Annotated in this window: 7 protein-coding genes; 3 read left to right on the top strand and 4 right to left on the bottom strand. The window is 62.9% G+C overall.

Annotated features, from left to right (window positions below; translation table 11 throughout):
- Positions 1-205: 205 nt before the first annotated feature.
- Complete coding sequence (locus tag KGA83_RS17105) at positions 206-1,531, bottom strand: ATP-binding protein (RefSeq protein ID WP_223530280.1); 1,326 nt, start codon at positions 1,529-1,531, stop codon at positions 206-208.
- Positions 1,528-2,208, bottom strand: a complete 681-nt coding sequence (locus KGA83_RS17110) for a response regulator (protein WP_108219588.1) — start codon at positions 2,206-2,208, stop codon at positions 1,528-1,530. Before KGA83_RS17110 ends, KGA83_RS17105 begins: the two co-directional genes overlap by 4 nt.
- Positions 2,209-2,362: 154 nt before the next feature.
- Between KGA83_RS17110 and dsbD the strand changes: the two genes are divergently transcribed.
- From dsbD to dsbG, 3 genes are read left to right on the top strand one after another with little or no spacing between them, the layout of a single operon-like run.
- Positions 2,363-4,099: a protein-disulfide reductase DsbD gene (gene dsbD / locus KGA83_RS17115; protein WP_223530281.1), complete on the top strand. Its 1,737-nt coding sequence runs from the start codon at positions 2,363-2,365 to the stop codon at positions 4,097-4,099.
- Positions 4,099-4,953, top strand: a complete 855-nt coding sequence (locus tag KGA83_RS17120; protein ID WP_108219590.1) for a TlpA disulfide reductase family protein — start codon at positions 4,099-4,101, stop codon at positions 4,951-4,953. The genes dsbD and KGA83_RS17120 overlap by 1 nt, the downstream gene beginning before the upstream one ends.
- Positions 4,929-5,696: a thiol:disulfide interchange protein DsbG gene (dsbG, locus tag KGA83_RS17125; RefSeq protein ID WP_223530282.1), complete on the top strand. Its 768-nt coding sequence runs from the start codon at positions 4,929-4,931 to the stop codon at positions 5,694-5,696. The genes KGA83_RS17120 and dsbG overlap by 25 nt, the downstream gene beginning before the upstream one ends.
- A 94-nt stretch (positions 5,697-5,790) precedes the next feature.
- On the opposite strand, the gene KGA83_RS17130 is transcribed toward dsbG, so the two are convergent.
- A complete protein-coding gene (locus KGA83_RS17130) occupies positions 5,791-6,603 on the bottom strand; it encodes an alpha/beta fold hydrolase (RefSeq protein ID WP_223530284.1) in 813 nt (270 codons plus the stop codon).
- 114 nt (positions 6,604-6,717) lie between these two features.
- Positions 6,718-19,716, bottom strand: coding sequence for a non-ribosomal peptide synthetase (locus tag KGA83_RS17135; RefSeq protein WP_223530286.1), 12,999 nt, complete (start codon positions 19,714-19,716; stop codon positions 6,718-6,720).
- Positions 19,717-20,024 lie beyond the last annotated feature (308 nt).

Below are 20,024 nucleotides of genomic sequence, written 5' to 3' on the forward strand. Positions count from 1 at the left end.
CGACCCCTCAATAAGGTTTTCCTGTTCTGGAAACGCATCAGCGCTTGAGGGATTTAGGCGGTAACACGGATACCTTGTAGGAGCGAGCTCTGCTCGCGATGGACTCAAGAACACCGCGTGCATTCAGAAAGCACGCGTTATCGTTATCGACCATCGTCGGAACGCCGCCCGGAGCAAGCTCGCTCCTACAGGGGGGTGGTGTTTTTCAGACGGGTTGCAGCGGCATCGTCAGCTCGACCCGCAAGCCGTCTGGCCGGCTATCGAATTGCAACGTACAACCGCAACGCTGAACGATGGCCTGGACAATCGCCAGCCCCAGACCACAACCGGTGCTCTGGCCGTTGCGCCAGAAACGCTGGGTCAGGTGTTGCAGATCTTCTTCGGCAATCCCCGGCCCATGGTCGCGCACCACGAACTGCACACGATTGCCGGTGGTTTCCAGGCTCAACTCCACCGCTTTGTCGGCGGGTGTATGGCGCAGTGCGTTGTCGAGCAAGTTGCGCAGCGCGGCAATCGACAGCACGGCGGGCATTTGTACCGGCGCGGCGGAAACCTTGCCCAGGGCCTGAAACCTGATGCGTTGGCGATCGCCGCTTGCCGCGTCCTGGATCGCCAATTTCGCCACTTGCTCGGCGTTGCATTGCACACCGTCGTCAAACGACAGACTGCCCTCGACGCGCGCCAGCAACAGCAATTGTTCGAGGGTCCGGTGCATGCGGTCGGCGCCCTCTTCGGCCCGGGCCAGGGACTGGTCCCGGGCGCTGCCGTCAGTCATGCGCGCCACTTGCAGGTGGGTCTTGATCGCGGTCAGCGGGCTGCGCAGTTCGTGGGCCGCGTCCCCGGTCAGGCGACGTTCGCGCTCGATGGTCTTGCCGATGCGCTGGAGCAACTGGTTCTGGGTTTCCAGAAGGGGTTGCAACTCGCTGGGCAACGGCTGGATCTGCAAGGGTTCGAGGGAGTCGGCGCTGCGGCGCATCAAGGCGTCGCGCATGCGGTTGAGCGGCGCCAGTCCCTGGCCGATGCCCAGCCAGAGCAAACACAGGCAACCGAGCAGCGCCACGCCCACCGGCACCGAAGCGGCCAGCAGGATCGACATGTTCAACGCCTCACGCTCGATCTGCCGGTCGGCGGTGGTGATGCGCAGATCGCCCCGGGCCAATGTGAAGCTGCGCCATGGCGCGCCGTCGATCATCTGATCGTGAAAACCGAGTTTCTCGGCCTCCAGGGCCTGCTGCGGTTCGGTGTGACTGCGGGCAAGGATTTCACCGCGCAACGAGCTGACCTGGCACGCCATGCCACCTGGAATGTTCAACTGTTCGGCACTGAAGTGGGTGCCCTCGCCCTTGCTCGGCACGGGCGGCAGTTGCTCCATCAGGCCGGCGACCATGCGTGCCGACGCCACCAGGCGCTGGTCGAGGGAAAACATCATTTGATTGCGCAGATCACTGAGCATCCAGGCCGCGGCCAAGGCCCAGATCAAGGCAAATGCGGCGCCGAGCGTCAGGCTCAGGCGCAAACGCAGACTCATCACTTCGGTTCTTCTCCGCCATCAGCCGGCCCCAGGCGATAACCCAGGCCGCGCACGGTCTCGACAATGCCATTGCCGAGTTTACGCCGCAGGTGATGGATATGGACGTTGAGGGCGTTGCTTTCCAGTTCGTCGTTGAAGCCATAGACGCTGTCCTTGAGTTGCTCGGTGGACAGCACCCGCCCACGGTTGTGCAACAAGGCTTGCAGCAGCGACTGTTCGCGGCGCGACAGGTCCACCGGCTGTCCTGCGAGCGTGGTTTCGCGGCTGCTCGGGTCGTAGGTCAGGGCACCGTGTTCGATCAGGTTGACGCTGCGCCCCGCCACCCGTCGCAACAGCGTGTGCAGGCGTGCAGCGAGTTCACGCAAGTCGAACGGCTTGAGCAGATAATCGTCCGCGCCGGCTTGCAGGCCATCGACGCGGTCGGTGACCGAGTCCCGGGCGGTGAGGATCAAAACCGGCAACTCCAGGCCTTGATGGCGCAACTGTTGCAGCAGCTTGAGGCCATCTTCGTCCGGCAACCCGAGATCGAGCACCATGACATCGAATTCCGCCACCTTGAGCATCGCCCGGGCGGCGGACGCCGTGGCGACGTGCTCCACGGTCAGACCCTGGGCGGTCAGGCCAGCGACAATGCCGCTGGCGATCAGCTCATCGTCTTCGCAAACCAGTACGTGCATGGGGAGCCTCGTAGAAATAAAGCCTATTAAGCCGTTGACCGATTAAGTCGACATTATGCCGCAAGCGCCACCGCCACAAGGCCGGGGCGGTTAATCATCGGTTAATCGCCACCCGCCACTGTGCACCTCATTAGCACAGGGCAAAGGCTTATTCATGCATCGTCTGTTTTTACTTTTTACCCTCTTGATCGCGGGCCTGGCCCAGGCGGGAACCAATCCGTTCGACACCAAACCTGAATTTCTCCCGGTTGATAAAGCATTCACGTTTACCTCCGAACGTCTGGAATCCGGTGAAACCCAGCTCTATTGGCAGATCTCCGACGGCTATTACCTGTACCAGAAACGCTTGAAGTACGACGGGTTGCCTGTCGGGCAGCATCCCGCGTTGCCGGAAGGTGAAGCTCACAGCGACGAGTTTTTCGGTGAACAGCAAGTCTACCGTCAGGGTCTGGAACTGAAGATTCCGGCGGGTGCCAGCGGCACGGTCAAGGTCAGTTACCAGGGTTGTGCCGATGCCGGTTTGTGTTATCCGCCGCAAACCAGAGTCGTGGACCTGGGCAATGCCAATGCGTTGAATACGGCCACTGAAGCACCGGACCAGGCGCTGGCCAGCAGCCTGCAACAACGGGCGCTGGGCTGGAGCCTTTTGCTGTTCTTCGGCCTGGGCCTGCTGCTGGCCTTCACGCCATGTTCGTTGCCGATGCTGCCGATTCTGGCCGGGTTGATCGTCGGCAGCGGCGCCACGCCCAAACGCGGTTTCGCCCTGGCCAGCAGTTACGTGGTCAGCATGGCGCTGGTGTATGCGGCGATGGGTGTGCTGGCCGCCTCCCTCGGGGCCAATCTGCAAGCCTGGCTGCAGAACCCTTGGTTGCTGGGCAGTTTCGCGGCGGTTTTCGTGGTGCTGGCGCTACCGATGTTCGGCTTCTTCGAATTGCAACTGCCGGTGGCCGTACGCGATCGCCTGGAAAACGTTTCGCGCAATCAACGTGGTGGCAATCTGATCGGCGCCGGGGTGCTGGGGGCGCTGTCCGGCCTGCTGGTCGGCCCATGCATGACCGCACCGCTGGCCGGTGCCCTGCTCTACATCGCGCAAAGCGGTAACGCGTTGCATGGCGGATTGATTCTGTTCGCCATGGGCATCGGTATCGGCGTGCCGCTGCTGTTGCTGGTGACCGTCGGCAATCGCTTCATGCCCAAACCCGGCGCCTGGATGAACCTGGTCAAAGGCATTTTTGGCTTTCTGTTCCTCGCCACCGCGTTGCTGATGCTGCGTCCGGTGCTGGACGAATCCCTGTGGGTCGGATTGTGCGGGGCGCTGCTGTTGATCACGGCCTACAGCGCCTGGAAACAGTCGGAAGATTTCGGCCGTATCGCGCACCTGTTTGGCGCCAGCTCGTTGCTGCTCGGTTTATGGGGTGGCCTGTTGGTGATCGGTGCGGCGGGTGGCGGCGATGATCCATTCAAACCACTGCAGGTCTACCGCGCCTCGAACCAGGCGGTGGCCGCCGTGCCGGTTGGCCACGATGCCTTCACCACCATCAAGGATCCGCAGGCACTGCAACGGGAACTCGACGCCGCACACGCTCAGGGCCAGTGGGTACTGCTGGACTACTACGCCGACTGGTGCGTGTCGTGCAAGGTCATGGAAAAACAGGTATTCGGCAAAGCCAATGTCATGGAAGCCCTGAGCGACGTGCGCTTGCTCCGACTGGACGTCACCGCCGACAATGCCGCCAGCCGCGAACTGCTCGGCCGTTACAAAGTGCCAGGGCCACCCAGCCTGTTGTGGATCGGTGCTGACGGTGAAGAGCGTCGCAGCCAGCGCATCACCGGCGAGGTCGATGCCGATACTTTCCTGCAACGCTGGACCAACACCCGAGACGCCCGTTAATGCTGACCTTCACCCTCGGCACCTTTGCCATTGCGCTTAATCACCTGCTGCTGATCAGTGCGCTGGCGCTGGCCACGTTTGTCGGCTGGCGGGTGGCCAAACGTGGCGGTGACAACCCCGAGTCGGTACTGTTCAGCCTGTTTCTACTGGGCATGCTGGCGGCCCGAATCGGTTTCGTGGTGGCCTATTGGGCCCACTATCGCAACGATCCGTGGCAGGTCATCGACCTGCGCGATGGCGGTTTCCTCGCCTGGCCGGGGGTGATTGTGGTTTTGCTTGCCACGCTGTATCGCGGCTGGCGTCGCCCGGGTTTGCGCCGTCCATTGGGCATTGGCGTGGCCAGTGGCCTGGCGTTCTGGTTGTTGGCGACGTTCTCCCTGTCGATTTATGAACAAGGCACACGCCTGCCGGAAATCGCCCTGCGCAACGCCGCCGGCGAAACCGTGCAACTGACCGACTACAAGGGCGGCCCGTTGGTGATCAATCTCTGGGCCACCTGGTGCCCGCCGTGCCGCCGGGAAATGCCGGTACTGGAAAACGCCCAGCAACACCGGCCAGACCTGACCTTCCTGTTCGTCAATCAGGCGGAAAGCATGCAAAGCGTCGCGACCTTTCTGGAAACCCAAGGCCTGAGCCTGTCCAACGTGCTGTTCGACGGCGGCGGGCGTCTGAGCCAGGCCGTCGGCTCCATGGCGTTGCCGACTACGCTGTTCTACAGTCCCGAAGGTCGCCTGCTGGGCAGCCATTTGGGCGAGTTGTCGGACGCCAGCCTGGCCCGCGCACTGGAAAACTTCGATACCGTACCTGCCACCTCCTCAAGGAAATTGCCATGTCCCGCCTCCGCCACCTGCTGACCCTGAGCCTCGGTGCGGCCCTGATTCACCTGCCAACGCTGCAGGCCGAAGAGTTGCCCGATGCCATCAAGAAAATCGAGGCCAAGGGCGCGAAAATCGTCGGCCAGTTCGACGCCCCCGACGGCTTGCGCGGTTATGCCGCGCAATACCAGAGCCGCGGCATGGCGCTGTACCTAACCCCTGATGGCAAACACGTGTTGCTGGGCAATCTGTATGACGCCGAGGGCAATGACCTGAGCAGCGCACCGTTGCAGAAACTGGTGTATGCCCCGATGGCCAAGGAAGTCTGGGCCAAGTTCGAAACCAGCAACTGGATCGGCGACGGCAAGAAGGATGCGCCGCGCGTGGTGTACCTGTTCAGTGACCCGAACTGCCCGTACTGCAACATGTTCTGGGAACAGGCCCGGCCGTGGGTCAAGGCCGGCAAGGTGCAGTTGCGCCACATCATGGTGGGCATCATCCGCGAGGATAGCCCGGGGAAATCCGCTGCACTGCTCGCCGCCAAAGACCCGGAAAAAGCCCTGCAGGATCACGAAGCCGCTGGCAAGGGCAGCTCGCTCACGGCCTTGAAGGAAGTGCCGCCGGTGATTCAGGCAAAGCTCACGGCCAACATGCAATTGATGGAAGATCTGGAGTTGCAGGCGACACCGGCGATTTTCTACATGGACGACAAGGGTAATCTGCAACAGCAGCAAGGTGCGCCGTCGCCGGACAAACTGGCGAAGATCCTGGGGCCGAAGTGACTTCAGCGCCCCCATCGCGAGCAGGCTCGCTCCCACAGGGAAAGGTGATTACCTGTGGGAGCGGGCCTGCTTGCGATGGCGTCGGTAGATTCAACTAAGCTCTGTCGGCCAAAAACGCCAGCAAGCTTTCGGTCACAAACCCGGGGTTCTCCAGATTGGAAATATGCCCCGCCTTCGGCACCAGCACACACGGGCAGCCAATCAATTCAGCCATTTCACGGGCTTCACCCGGTGGTCGGGGCTTGTCCTGATCTCCGCACATCACCAGCGTGGTCGCTGCGTCCAGTTCGCCCAGTCGTGGCAATAGATCATCCCTCCCAAATGTAATCCGCCCCATCGGCACGATGCTTTCACGCAGGCGATCCGAGGGTAGAGCCGCCAGGGAAGCACGAAAATCCCGGTAGAGCGCCGACTGCGGATCAATGCCCGGCCGGAAGAAAATCGGCACCACGATATCCAGCAGCGCTGGAGTGATGACACCCGCCTCTTCGATCTGCTTCAACAGTGAAAAATAATACTGGCGAGTCGGCTCCGGTTCGGCGCCGACGTAGGTGTCCATCAGCACCAGCCCATTGACCCGCTGCGCAGCCGATAAGGCCAGGCGCGCGCCCCACATGCCTCCGACCGACAGGCCGACCAGCGTAACCCGGTCGATGTCCAGATGGTCGAGCAAGACCAATGCCTGACGCGCCACGTCATCCAGCGATGCAGTACCGACAGGCAACGTCCCGGATTCACCGTGCCCCCACAGGTCCAGGGCTATCACTCGATACTGTTGCGACAGCGCGGCAATCTGCGGCGCCCACATGGCCTGGTCCCACAGGTAACTACCGGCCAGCAGTACAGCCGGGCCGGTACCTTGATCGATGTAGTGAAGGGCTTGTCCGTCTATCGTTACGAAGGGCATCGACTGTCTGCGCAAATAAAAATGGAACCGGAAGACTGAGCGGCAGACAGTCCCTCGTCAATTGCTGGAGTGTGTGCGTTTGTGCCACCGCCTTCGCGGGCAAGCCGCTGGTGATTACACCCCCTCCAGCTCCGCCATCAGGTCATTCAAGCGATCCACCTTCTCCTCGGTGATCTCGCTCACCGCCAACCCCTCGATGTACCCGGCCAATTCTTCCACCGTGCTGCACTCGAACATCGCCCGCAACGGCACATCCCGTTGCAGGGTCTTCTGCACCCGCGAGGCGATTTGCGTGGCCAGCAGCGAATGCCCGCCCAATTCGAAGAAGTTGTCGCGAACGCCCACTTGCTCGACCTTCAACACCTCGGCCCAAATATCGGCCAGGGTCTGCTCAAGTTCATTGCGCGGCGCCTGATAGTCCTGGCTTTGCAACTGGCCGATTTCCAGTGCCGGCAGCGCCTTGCGATCCAGCTTGCCATTGGCATTGAGCGGCAGCTTGTCCAGCCACAGCCAGTGCAAAGGCACCATGTACTCCGGCAGTTCGGTGCGCAGGCGTTGCTTGATGCGCTCCAGGCGTTCGGTGGAATTGAGCGCTGAATCGACCGCCACCAGATAGCCAACCAGATGCTTGCCGTTCGCCCCGTCCTGTACACCCACTGCAGCATCGCGGACTTGCGCTTGTTCATGCAGGCGAGCCTCGATTTCACCCAGTTCGATGCGGTAACCACGGATCTTCACCTGATGGTCGACCCGGCCGACGTATTCCAGCACGCCGTCACTGCGACGGCGGGCCAGGTCGCCGGTGCGATACAGGCGCTCACCCGGTGTGCCGAACGGGTTCGGCACAAACACCGGGGCGGTGCGCAGCGGATCGCTGACATAGCCGCGGCCGACCCCGGTCCCCGCCACGCACAATTCACCCACCGCACCCAGCGGCACCAGTTCCAGCACTGCGTCGAGCAGGTACAAACGATTGTTGTCGGTCGGCGTGCCGATCGGCAGGTAGCTGCCGCGAGTCGAAGCCATATCGACGCGGAAGAACGCCACGTCATCCGAGCACTCCGCCGGACCGTAGGCATTCACCAACCCGATCTGCGGATAGCGCAACAGCCATTGATGCGCCAGTTCCGGTGGCATCGCCTCGCCGGTCGGCAGCATCCAGCGCAGGCCGTCGAGGCTCATGCGCTCCTGGGCGAGCATGCCCTGGATCAGCGACGGCACGCTTTCCAGCACGGTAATGCCCTGGCTCTGCACATGGGCCAGCAAACCCTGGGGATCGTGGGCGATGGTGTTCGGCACGATGTCCACCTGTGCGCCGAACAACGGCGCGGCGAGGAACTGCCAGACCGAAATATCGAAGCTTTGCGACGCGGTCTGGGCGATCACGTCGGCGTCGCTCAGGTTCAGGTACGGCACCTTGCTCAACTGGTTGTTGAGCATGCCGCGCTGTTCGACCATCACGCCTTTGGGCAAACCGGTGGAACCGGAGGTGTAGATCACGTAGGCGAGGTTGTCCGGGCCGCTGTAGACGCCAGGATTGTCCGCCGACAGCGCAAGGGCCTGGACTTCCTCCCAGACCAGCAGCCGTGGCCGACTGGCGCAGGCGAACTCGTCGAGCAAGGCCTGCGCCTGCTCTCGGCACGCTTGCGTGCACACCAGCAATGGCGTGCGGCTCAGATCGATGATCCGGCTCAACCGCTGACCCGGCAAACCCGGGTCCAGCGGCAGGTAACCCGCTCCCGCCTTGAAGCTGCCAATGATCATGCCCAGTAATTCGAGGCTGCGCTCGGTCAGCAAGGCTACCGGTTGATCGCGCCCGACACCGGCGGCGATCAACGCATGACCGAGACGGTTACTGCACTGGTTCAGCTCCAGATAACTGTACTGCCGGTCCAGACAGCTGACGGCAACCCGCTGCGGGTGCCGGGCGACTTGGGCTTCAAACAATGCAACGTAGCTCTGCTCCAGCGGGTAATCCTGTTCGCTCTGGTTGCAGCCATGGATGAGAAAATCCTGCTCCTCGGCCCCCAGCAACGGCAGGTCGGCCATGTCGCCATGGAACCCGTTCACCAGCGTCAGCAGCAAACGCTTGAACTCGCCGAGCATGCGCTCGACCGTGGCCTCATCGAAGTAGCGCTGGTCGTAGGACAGGTGCAAGCCCAGGTCATCCCCCGGATAGCACACCGCCGTGAGCGGGAAGTTGGTATGGGTCCGGCCCGAATCCGAGGTCGCATTGAGGCTCTGCGCACGGTCCAGCACCGAGACTTCCACCGGGGCGTTTTCGAACACGAACAGGCTGTCGAACAGCGGCTGGCCCTTGGGCAGTTCGCTTTGCTCCTGGATGTTCACCAGCGGCAGGTATTCGTACTCACGCAGTTGCATGTTGCTGTCGAGCAGACCGGTGAGCCACTGGCGCACGCTGCAACGCTGACCGTCCTCGGGCATTTTCACCCGTAGCGCGATGCTGTTGATGAACAGGCCGACGGTGCGCTGCATCTGCGGCATGTCCACCGGACGCCCGGCCACGGTGACGCCGAACAGCACGTCGCGATCACCGCTCAAGCGTCGCAGCACCAGTGCCCATGCCGCCTGGGCGAAAGTATTGATGGTCAGCTGATGGGCCTGGGCCAGTTCGCGCAATTGCGCACCGTCACGGGCGTCGAGCCTTGTATAGCAGTCGCCGACGATCATGCCGCCGCTGTCGCCGGCATGTTCGCGCAGCAATGGCCGGTCGCTCGGGATCGGCGTGGACCGTTCGAAACCCTGCAGGTTGCTTTTCCACCACTGTCGCGCTTCGGCCAGGCTTCGGTGTTGCAGCCAGCCGATGTAGTCGCGATAACGTGGCGGCACCGCCAGCTGCACTTCCCGGCCTTCGCCGAGGGCGCTGTAGATCTCGAAGAAATCATTCATCAGCAGCGAACGGCACCAGGCGTCGATGAGGATGTGGTGATTGCTCATCATGAACCAGTAGCGTGCCGCGCCCACACGGATCAAACGCAAGTGGAAGGGTGCCTGATTGAGCAGATCGAACCCCGCCTCGCGCTCGGTCTTGAGCAAGGTTTGCAACTTCGGCTCTTGCTCGGCTTCGGCGATGTCGCTCCAGTCGAGATACTCGATCGGCGTGCAGCCCGGTTTGTGGATCACTTGCAGCATCTCTTGGCCGACGTTCCAGCAGAACGACGCGCGCAACGCTTCGTGGCGGGCGATCACCGCTTGCCAGGCCTGGGCGAAACGCTGCGGGTCGAGTTCGCTGTTGATGCGGTAGCGGTCCTGCATGTAGTACAGGCCGGTGCCCGGCTCCAGCAAGGTGTGCAGCAGCATGCCTTCCTGCATCGGGGTCAACGGGTAGACGTCTTCAATGACGGCGGCCGGGACCGGCAGCGCATCCAGTTGCGCCTGGCTGAGATTCGCCAGCGGGAAGTCCGACGGCGTCAGGCCACCCGCGTCGTCGCGCAGGCAATGCTCGATCAGGCTGCTCAACTCACCGAGGTAGGCATCGGCCAACTCGTCGATGGTTTGCGAATCGAAGCGTTCGGCGCTGAAGGTCCAGCGCAGCACCAGTTCACCGCCATACACCTGACTGTCGACGCTCAGCTCGTTGGGTAGCGGAGCATTGGCATCGTGGGCCGCGCCGATGCCTTCATCCAGGGGATGGAACAGCGCGTGCGCCCCGAAACTCTGGTCGAACTGGCCGAGGTAGTTGAAGGTGATCGGCGCCACCGGCAACGGCGCCATGCCGTGGCGAATCTGATCATCGGCGAGATAGCGCAGCACGCCATAGCCCAGGCCTTTGTGCGGCACGGCACGTAGTTGCTCCTTGATTGCCTTGATCGACGCGCCCTGCCCGGCGGCTTCTTCGATGTTCGACGGGGTCAGGCGCAGCGGGTAGGCGCTGGTGAACCAGCCGACAGTGCGGGTCAGGTCGATGTCGTCGAACAGCGCTTCGCGACCGTGGCCTTCCAGTTGAATCAGCGTCGATGCGTGCCCGCTCCAGCGGCACAACACGCGGGCCAATGCGGTCAGCAGCAAGTCGTTGACCTGGGTGCGATAGGCACTCGGCGCCTGTTGCAGCAATTGCCGGGTGCGCTCGCTGTCGAGGCGCACGCTGACGGCTTGCGCATGCCGTTTCTGCCGGCCGCCGTCGGGGTGATCACAGGGCAAGTCGGCAGCGGGCCCGGCCAGTTGCGTCTGCCACCAGCCCAGCTCTTCGCGCAGGGATTCGCTGCCGGCGTAGGCCCGCAAACGTGCGGCCCAGTCCTTGAAGGCGCCGGTTTTCGCTGGCAGCTTCACCGACTGCTGCGCGTCCAGTTGGCGATACACGGTTTGCAGGTCATCCAGCAGCACCCGCCACGACACGCCGTCCACCACCAAGTGGTGAATGGCGATGAACAAGCGCTGCTGACCTTCAGGACCATCGACCAGCAACACCCGCAGCAATGGCCCTTCTTCAAGGTCGAGACTGCGCTGGGCATCGGCGAACAAGGCCGCGCATTTGTCCATGGACGAAACATGCACCTGCCACAGCACCGGTGCATCGGAAATCGGCTGGTGCAAGGCCTGCCACTGGCCGGCAACGCGGCTGAAACGCAGGCGCAAGGCGTCGTGCTGTTCGATCACTGCCAGCAGCGCTTGCTCCAGACGATGAGGCTCCAGGGTGACAGTCGGTTGCAGCAACAACGCCTGGTTCCAGTGCTGGCGTTGCGGGATGTCAGTATCGAAGAACCAGTGCTGGATCGGCGTCAGTCGCGACTGGCCCATGATCAGGCCTTGTTCGGCGCTGACCTGCTCGCTGCGGGTGGCCACGGCGGCGAGGGTCTGCACGGTCTGGTGCTGGAACAGATCGCGAGGGCTGAAGTGAATGCCCTGCTGCCGCGCCCGGCTGACCACCTGGATCGACAGGATCGAGTCACCGCCCAACTCGAAGAAGTTGTCGTTGAGGCCGACCTGTCCGACGTTCAGCACTTCGCACCAGATCTGCGCCAGCGTGACTTCGAGTTCGTTGCCCGGCGCTACGTAATGTTGGCGATTCAACTCCGGGTCCGGCGCCGGCAGTGCACGGCGGTCAAGCTTGCCGTTGGCGGTCAGCGGCATGCTGGTCAGCAGAATCAGGTGCGTAGGCACCATGTAATCCGGCAATTGCGATTTCAAGTGTGCCTTGAGGGCTACGCGCAATGTGGCGTGATGCACTTCGTCCTGTTCGGCGACGTCAGTGGCGAGGTAACCCACCAGTTGCTTGCCACTCGGCGCATCGACGGCCAGCACCACCGCTTCACGAATCGACTCGTGCTCCAGCAAACGGGTTTCGATCTCGCCCAATTCGATGCGGAAACCGCGAATCTTCACCTGATGATCGATCCGCCCGAGGTACTCCACCAGGCCGTCGGCGCGCTGGCGCACCAGGTCGCCGGTGCGGTAGATACGCCCGCCGCTGGCGACAAACGGGTCGGCCACGAAGCGTTCCGCGGTCATGCCCGGATGCTGGTGATAACCCTGGGCCAGGCCCGCACCACCGACGTACAACTCGCCCGTCGCGCCTGGCGGCACCAACGCCAGATTGGCGTCGAGAATGTAGGCGACGCGAGCGCCGATCACGCTGCCGATCGGCACGCTGCCGGCGCCCTCTTCCAGCACTTCAGGTGCAAGGCTGGCCAGCGGCATGACCACGGTTTCGGTCGGGCCATAGGCGTTGAAGAACAGGCTCGGCTGGAACGCTGCACGAATACGCGCCAGGTGTTCCCCCGTCAGCGCTTCGCCGCCGGTGATGATCATGCGCACCGACAGGGTTTCCTTTTGCGTTGCCAGCCATTGCGCCAATTGACTGCCGTAGCTCGGTGTGAAACCGAGGACGTTGATGTGATGACGACGGATCAGCCCGCAGATTTCTTCCGCGTCCCACTGCCCTTGAGCTCGCAGCACTACTTGCGCACCGCTGAGCAACGGCACCAGCAAACGCTCGGTCGCGGCGTCGAAGTTGATCGAATAGAAGTGCAGCTCACAGTCGTCGGCGCGCATGCCGAAGCGCTCGATCACCGCGCGGCAGTGCATGGCGATTTCGCCGTGGGACACCACCACGCCTTTCGGTTTGCCGGTCGAGCCCGAGGTGTAGATCAGGTAAGCCTGATGCTGCGGCAGGCTGATCGATGGCAGCTCGGTGGCCGGGTAGCTGGCCAGTGCAGCGGCGTCTTCTTCAAGGCACCAGCGGCCGACGATCGCCGGCAACTCGCCCAAAGCCTTGAACATCGCCGCATCACTGAGCAGCAAACCGATGCCGCTGTCTTCGATCATGTAATGCAAGCGATCCAGCGGGTACTCCGGATCCAGCGGCACATAGGCGCCGCCGGCCTTGAGGATCGCCAGCAGGCCGACGACCATCTCCAGCGAGCGCTCCAGTGCCAGGCCCACGCGTACCTGCGGACCGACACCGCGTTCACGCAGCATCCACGCGAGGCGGTTGGCGCGGCTGTCGAGTTCGGCGTAGCTCAAAGTCTGCCCGGCGAAGGTCAGGGCCGGAGCGTCCTGGCGCATCAAGGCTTGCTCGGCGAACAGCTGATGAATGCACTGATCCAGCCGATGTTCGCCCGGCTCGACACCAAGGCTGTCGAGCAGATGTTGCTGTTCGCCACACGCCAGCAGCGGCAGCTCGCTCAAGCGCTGCTGCGGATCGGCAATCAGCGCCTCCAGCAAGTTGCGCCAATGCCCGGCCATGCGCGCAATGCGCGGTTCGTCGAACAGGTCGGTACTGTAGGTCAGGCAGCAACCGAGGCGATGGTCGAGGTCGGTGACTTCCAGGTTGAGGTCGAACTTGGTCGCGCGGGCATCGTTGGCCAGGTACTCGACCGTCATGCCGGCCAGGCTGCGGCTTTGCTGGAACTCCCAGCGCTGCACGTTGCACATCACCTGGAACAACGGGTTGTAAGCAGTGCTGCGCGGCAGTTGCAAGGCTTCCACCAGATGATCGAACGGCAGGTCCTGATGGGACTGGCCTTCGATCACCGTGTGCCGCACCTGTTCGAACAACTCGCCCACGGACATCTGCCCGTCGAGCTGGCAACGCAGCACCTGGGTGTTGAGGAACGCGCCGATCAGCCCTTCGCTTTCCGGACGAATGCGGTTGGCCACCGGCGCGCCGATGCGCAGATCGGCCTGGCCGCTGTAGCGGTACAGCAGCGTAGCCAGGGCGGCGACCATGGTCATGAACAGGGTCAGACCGTGTTGCGCATTGAAGGCGCGGACCCGTGCCGCGAGCTCATCGCTCAGGTCAAAGCGATACAACTCACCCTGATGGCTTTGCACCGGCGGGCGTGGACGGTCGGCTGGCAACTCCAGCAGCGGGTGTTCGCGGCCCAGCTGCGTGGTCCAGTAATCGAGCTGGCGCTGACGCTCGCCGGACTCCAGCCACTGACGCTGCCACACGCTGTAATCCAGGTACTGCACCGGCAATGGCGCGAGCGGCGATTCACGGTCATCGACAAACGCTTCGTACAGCGCGCTGAGCTCCCGGGCAAAGATGTCCATCGCCCAGCCTTCGGTGACGATGTGGTGCAAGGTCAGCACCAGGTAGTGTTCCTGCTCGGCGGTCTTGACCAGGCATGCGCGCAGCAGCGGTCCGGTTTCCAGATCGAACGGCTGGTGCGCTTCGTCGTCGGCCAGTTGCTGGACCAGCCGCTCGCGGCCTTCGGCATCCTGCGCGGTGAAATCCTTCCACGCCATGCGCACACAGGTTTGCGTGTGCACCTGCTGGCGGGCGACGCCGTCGATGCTCGGGAACGTGGTGCGCAGGGTTTCGTGACGCAGGATCAGGGCTTGCAGCGCGGCCTCGAAACGCGCCACGTCGAGCACGCCGCGCAGCCGCGCCATGCCGCCGACATTGTAGGCCGGGCTGTCGGGCTCCATCTGCCAGAGGAACCACATGCGCTGCTGGGAATACGACAGTGGCACCGCCTGCCCGCGGTCGACTTTTTCAATCGGCGGCTGCTCGTTGGTACTGCCGCTGGCCTGGATCAGGCGAACCTGCTCGGCAAATGCACCGAGCTCGCTGTGTTCGAACAGCGTCCGCAGCGGCAACTCGACGTCGCAGGCCTGGCGGGTGCGGGAGATGATTTGCGTGGCCAGCAGCGAGTGGCCGCCGAGGGCAAAAAAATCATCGCGCAGGCCGATTTGCGCCAGGCCCAGCACTTCGCGCCAGATACCGGCGATGTGTCGTTCCAGTTCAGTCACCGGTTCGACGTGTTCGCGAACCTGCCATTGCGGCTCCGGCAAGGCGCGGCGGTCGAGTTTGCCGCTCGGGCCGAGGGGCATCGCGTCCAGGCGCATCAGTTGCACGGGGACCATGTATTCCGGCAGTTCGGCGGCCAGTGCGCTTTTCAGGCGTGCTGTTTGATCGGCTTCGTCCCCGGCATTGCCCGCCGTGGTGTAGTAGCCGATCAACTGTGCGCCGGCCACGGTTTCGCGCACCAGCACCACGGCTTGTGCAACGCCCTCCCGGGCCAGCAGACGCGCTTCGATTTCCTGCAGCTCGACCCGGAACCCGCGCAACTTGACCTGCTGATCGAGGCGACCGAGGTATTCGATCACCCCGTCCGCTGTCCAGCGCGCCCGGTCACCGCTGCGGTACAGGCGCGTGCCTGGCTCACCCAGCGGATCGACCACGAATCGTTCGGCGGTCAACGCCGGACGACCGAGGTAACCACGGGCCAGGCCGATACCGCTGATACACAGCTCACCCGACACACCGGCCGGAACCGGATTGAGATCGCTGTCGAGCACGCGGCAGATCACATTGCCTAGCGGCCGGCCAATCGGTGAGCGTTCGCCGTCGGCGCTGGAGCAATGCCAGTGGGTGACGTTGATCGCGGTTTCGGTCGGGCCGTAGCGGTTGTGCAGTTGCACCGCCGGTAGTTGCGCCAGCACGCGGTTGCGCAGTTCGGCGGGCAAGGCTTCGCCCCCGGAGAACACCCGACGCAGACTGGTGCATTCAGCGCTGAGCGGTTCGTCGATGAACAACGAAAGCAACGGCGGCACGAAGTGCAACGTGGTCACGCCATACGCTTGCACAAGCTGCGCGATGCGATGCGGATCGCGGTGTTCGCCGGGACCGGCGATCAACAGGCGTGCGCCAGTGATCAGCGGCCAGAAGCACTCCCACACCGACACGTCGAAACTGATCGGCGCCTTTTGCATCAGCACGTCGGTTTCGTTCAGTTGATAGGTTTGCTGCATCCACTGCAGGCGCTCGGCCAGCGCCGCGTGGGTGTTGCCGACACCTTTGGGCTGGCCGGTGGAACCGGAGGTGTAAATCACATACGCGAGGTTGTCACCGTGCAGCTGCAGCCCCGGCGCATGGCTCGGCCAGCTCTCCAGGTGCAAGGCATCCATGGCGATGACGCTGACGCCGTCGCTGGCCGGCAAACGATCGAGCAGTTCAGTCTGGCTCAGCAGCAGTTCAACGCCGCTGTCGCTGAGCATGTAGGCCAAGCGGTCAGCCGGGTAATCCGGGTCCAGCGGTACATAGGCACCACCGGCCTTGATGATCGCCAGCAGGCCGATCAGCAGTTGCGGCGAACGCTCGCAGGCGATCGCCACGCAGACGTCCGGACCGACGCCTTTGTCGCGCAGGTAATGGGCCAGGCGGTTGGACTGAGCGTGCAGTCCGGCGAAGTCGAGGCTGCCGCCGTCCCACAGCAACGCGGTGCGTTCCGGGGTCAGGCGTGCCTGTTCGTTGAGCTGTTCCGGCAGCCATTGTTGTGCTGGAGCGCACGGGGCAACACTCCAGATTTTTTGCTGATCATGCTCGTTGACGGTGAGCAGTTGCAGGTCGCCGATGGCTTGTTGCGCACGCTCGCAGACTTCACTCAAGAGGTTGGTGAAGTGCTCGGCCAGACGCTCGATGGTCGCGGCGTCGAACAGCTCGCTGGCATAGTCGAAGGACAGCGTCAGACGACCGTTTCGGTCTTCTTCGCTGTGCAGTTGCAGGTCGAACTTGGCTTCGCGACTGTGCCACGGCAGCTCTTCGGCGAGCAGGCCCGGCAGACGTTTGAGCGCACTCAGGTCACGTTGCTGATGGTTGAACATGACCTGGAACAGGCCCTGTTTGCGGGCCTGGGGGAAGGCTTCGAGCAGTTGTTCGAACGGCAGGTCCTGATTCGCTTGCGCGCCGAGTGCAGCCTGGCGGGTCTGGGCCAGCAGTTCGACAAATGGCAGGCGCGAATCGACTTCAGCGCGCAGCACTTGGGTGTTGATGAAGAAACCGATCAGGCCCTGGGTTTCCAGGCGCGGACGGTTTGCGTTGGGCACGCCGATGCGGATGTCGCGTTGGCCGCTGTAGCGGTGCAGCAGGCTCTGGAGTGCCGAGAGCAACAACATGAACGGTGTCGATTCGTGGGCCTGCGCAGTGTTGCGAATCCTATCGCTGAGGCTGACGTCCAGGCGCACAGTGTGTCGTGCGGCGCTGTGAACTTGCTGGACGGAACGTGGATGATCGGTGGCCAATTCCAGCGTCGGATGTTCTTCACCCAACTGTGCTTTCCAGTAAGCCAGCTGACGCTCGCCCTCACCTTGCGCCAGCCATTGGCGCTGCCAACTGCCGTAGTCGGCATATTGGGTCGACAGCGGCGCGAGATTGGCCGTCGCGCCTTGCGATGCAGCGGCGTACAGGCGCGAGAACTCGTCGATCAGCACATTCAGCGACCAGCCGTCCGCAATGATGTGGTGCAGGGTCACCAACAGTTGATGGTCTTCGTCATCGAGGCGTACGAGCGTCACCCACAGCAACGGGCCTTTTTCCAGATTGAACTGAGTGTGGGCTTCGTCTTCGCGGATCTGCTGCGCGCGGGCTTCTCGCTCGGCAGCCGGCAGGTCGCTGATGTCGATCATTTGCAAATTGAACTCAGCGGCCGGATCGACCTGTTGCAACGCCACGCCGTCACGTTCGAAGAATCGCGTACGCAGGGATTCATGGCGCTCGATCAACTGCTGAAAACTGATGCGCAACGCCTCTTCATCCAGCTCGCCGCACAGACGCAAGCCACCGGGAATGTTGTAGGCGCTGCTGTGCGGGTCGAGCTGCCAGGTGATCCACAGACGGTTTTGTGCCAGGGATTGCGGCATCGGTTGCTGGCGCGGCAGCGCAGTGATCGCGCCCTGGGCCAGGCCACCGTCCTGTTGCTGGCGGGCCACGACATCGGCGAATGCGTCGAGGGTCGGGGCTTCGAACAGCAGGTGCAGATTCAATTCCAGACCCAACTCTTCCCGCAGGCGCGCCACTACCTGCGTCGCCGCGATGGAGTTACCGCCGAGCAGGAAGAAATGATCGTCGGCACCGACGTGTGCGACCTGCAACTGCTCACACCAGATTCGGCCGATCAGGCTTTGCAGCTCAGAGCCCGACTCGATCCGGCCTGCACTTTCAGTGGCGGCCGACGGGAACACCGCGTAGCTGTCGAGACTGCCGTCCGCCAGGCGATTGCGACACGCCGAGCGTTGTAATTTACCGCTGGACGTCTTGGGCAGCGCGCCCGGATTGAGCAGCAGCACCACGCTCGGTGCCTCCTGATAAACCTCGGCGACGGCCTGGCGAATGGCTTTGATCAAGGACTCCGGTGGCAGGATTTTCTGCACGCTGCGGCTGATTTCGGCGGCGATGCCGATGCCTTCCTGACCCTCGACCGTGACGGCGAAAGCGGCGACGCGGCCCTTGCGCACCACTTCCACTTCACGTTCGACGGTCTGTTCGATGTCCTGCGGGTACAGGTTGTGCCCGCGCACGATCAGCATGTCCTTCAGGCGCCCGGTGATGAACAGCTCGCCGTTGCGCAGGAAGCCCAGGTCCCCGGTGCGCAGCCAGGTCTGCCCGGCGTGCCGGACGAAGGTCCTGGCGGACGCCTCTGCATTGCACCAGTAGCCGAGGGCAATGCTCGGCCCGCTGGCCCAGACTTCACCGACGACATTGTCGGCCTGCTCGGTGAGCGAGACCGGGTCGACGATCAGCACGGCGTGATCCGGTTGGCTGATACCACAGCTCATGATCGGGCTGCCCTCGCCCGCTTCGACACGGTTCTGCGCCAGGGCCTGATCGTTTACCCGCAGGTTGCCGATGCCTTGGCCGCGGGTTGTGCCGGCCACGAATAGCGTGGCTTCGGCCAGACCGTAGGAGGCCATGAAACTGTCCGAAGTGAAGCCGCAGGTCGCGAACTTCCCGGCGAAGCGTTCCAGGGTATCGAGGCGAATCGGTTCGGAACCGGAATACGCCACGCGCCAGCCACTCAGGTCGAGCCGTTCCAGGGCTGACTCGCTGACCCGCTCGCTGCACAAGCGATAGGCAAAATCCGGCCCGCCGCTGATGGTGCCGCCGTATTCGCTGATCGCTTCCAGCCAGCGCAACGGCCGGCCGAGAAAGTATGAAGGTGACATCAACACGCAAGGCACGCCGCTGAAAATCGGCTGTAGCAGACCGCCGATCAGGCCCATGTCGTGGTACAGCGGCAGCCAGCTGACGATGACGTCGTCGGGGTTCAGGTCAATACCGAAACCGTGGCGAATCAGCAATTCGTTGGCCACCAGATTGCCGTGGCTGATTTGCACGCCTTTGGGCAGCGCGGTAGAGCCGGAGGTGTATTGCAGGAAGGCGATGTGATCGTTCTGCAAATCCGCCGCGACCCAGCGCTCGGCCAGTGCACTGTCGAGGGTATCGACACACAGCATCGGCGGCGCCCCTTCGATTTGTTGCAACGCATCGCGCAGCCCGGCGCTGGTCAGCAGCAAGCGCGGCTGGGCATCGCTGATGATCGACAACAGGCGTTCCTGGTGATGACGGCGTGTCGACTCCGGCGGGTAGGCCGGCACCGCGATCACGCCCGCGTACAGGCAACCGAAGAATGCCGCGACGTAATCAGGGCCACTGGGGAACAGCAATACGGCGCGGTCGCCGAAATCCGCTTGAGCCTGCAACGCGCCGGCAGTCGTCCGCGCCCGTTGATCCAGCTCGCGATAACTGAGCACTACAGCCTGATCCGGGGTCTCGGCGAGAAAACGCAGGGCCACCCGATCCGGCGTCAGGGCCGCGCGGCGCTGAAGGGCCTGGACCATTGTGCTGGGGAGTTCGAACGCGTCGGTCATGAGGTTTCCTGCCTGATGTCGGCTGTAGGAGCGAGCTTGCTCGCGATGGGCTCACCAGCGCCGCGTTTATCCGATGACAATGCGTCATCGTTAACGTCCATCGCGAGCGAGCTCGCTCCTACAGGGTTATGAGAATTGCGCTGTTCCATTCACCAATGAGAACGGATGACGTCTTGAAATAATTAGGCGTCGACAGGAAGACAAGGCGCACTGAAGTGAGTCAGCGTGTCGCCGTTCTCACTCTGCACCGCTGCGGCGAATTAGTTATTTTTCTCATTTGACAATAATTATCATTAAGCCTAATTTGT

It is taken from the genome of Pseudomonas sp. GL-R-19 (genome assembly GCF_019956375.1).
Taxonomy (GTDB): domain Bacteria; phylum Pseudomonadota; class Gammaproteobacteria; order Pseudomonadales; family Pseudomonadaceae; genus Aquipseudomonas.

Excerpts from the sequence above, each read along its gene's own strand:
- KGA83_RS17120 (WP_108219590.1), top strand. The coding sequence starts at position 4,099 with ATGCTGACCTTCACCCTCGGCACCTTTGCCATTGCGCTTAATCACCTG.
- dsbD (WP_223530281.1), top strand. The coding sequence starts at position 2,363 with ATGCATCGTCTGTTTTTACTTTTTACCCTCTTGATCGCGGGCCTGGCC.
- KGA83_RS17110 (WP_108219588.1), bottom strand. The coding sequence starts at position 2,208 with ATGCACGTACTGGTTTGCGAAGACGATGAGCTGATCGCCAGCGGCATT.
- KGA83_RS17135 (WP_223530286.1), bottom strand. The coding sequence starts at position 19,716 with ATGACCGACGCGTTCGAACTCCCCAGCACAATGGTCCAGGCCCTTCAG.
- dsbG (WP_223530282.1), top strand. The coding sequence starts at position 4,929 with ATGTCCCGCCTCCGCCACCTGCTGACCCTGAGCCTCGGTGCGGCCCTG.
- KGA83_RS17130 (WP_223530284.1), bottom strand. The coding sequence starts at position 6,603 with ATGCCCTTCGTAACGATAGACGGACAAGCCCTTCACTACATCGATCAA.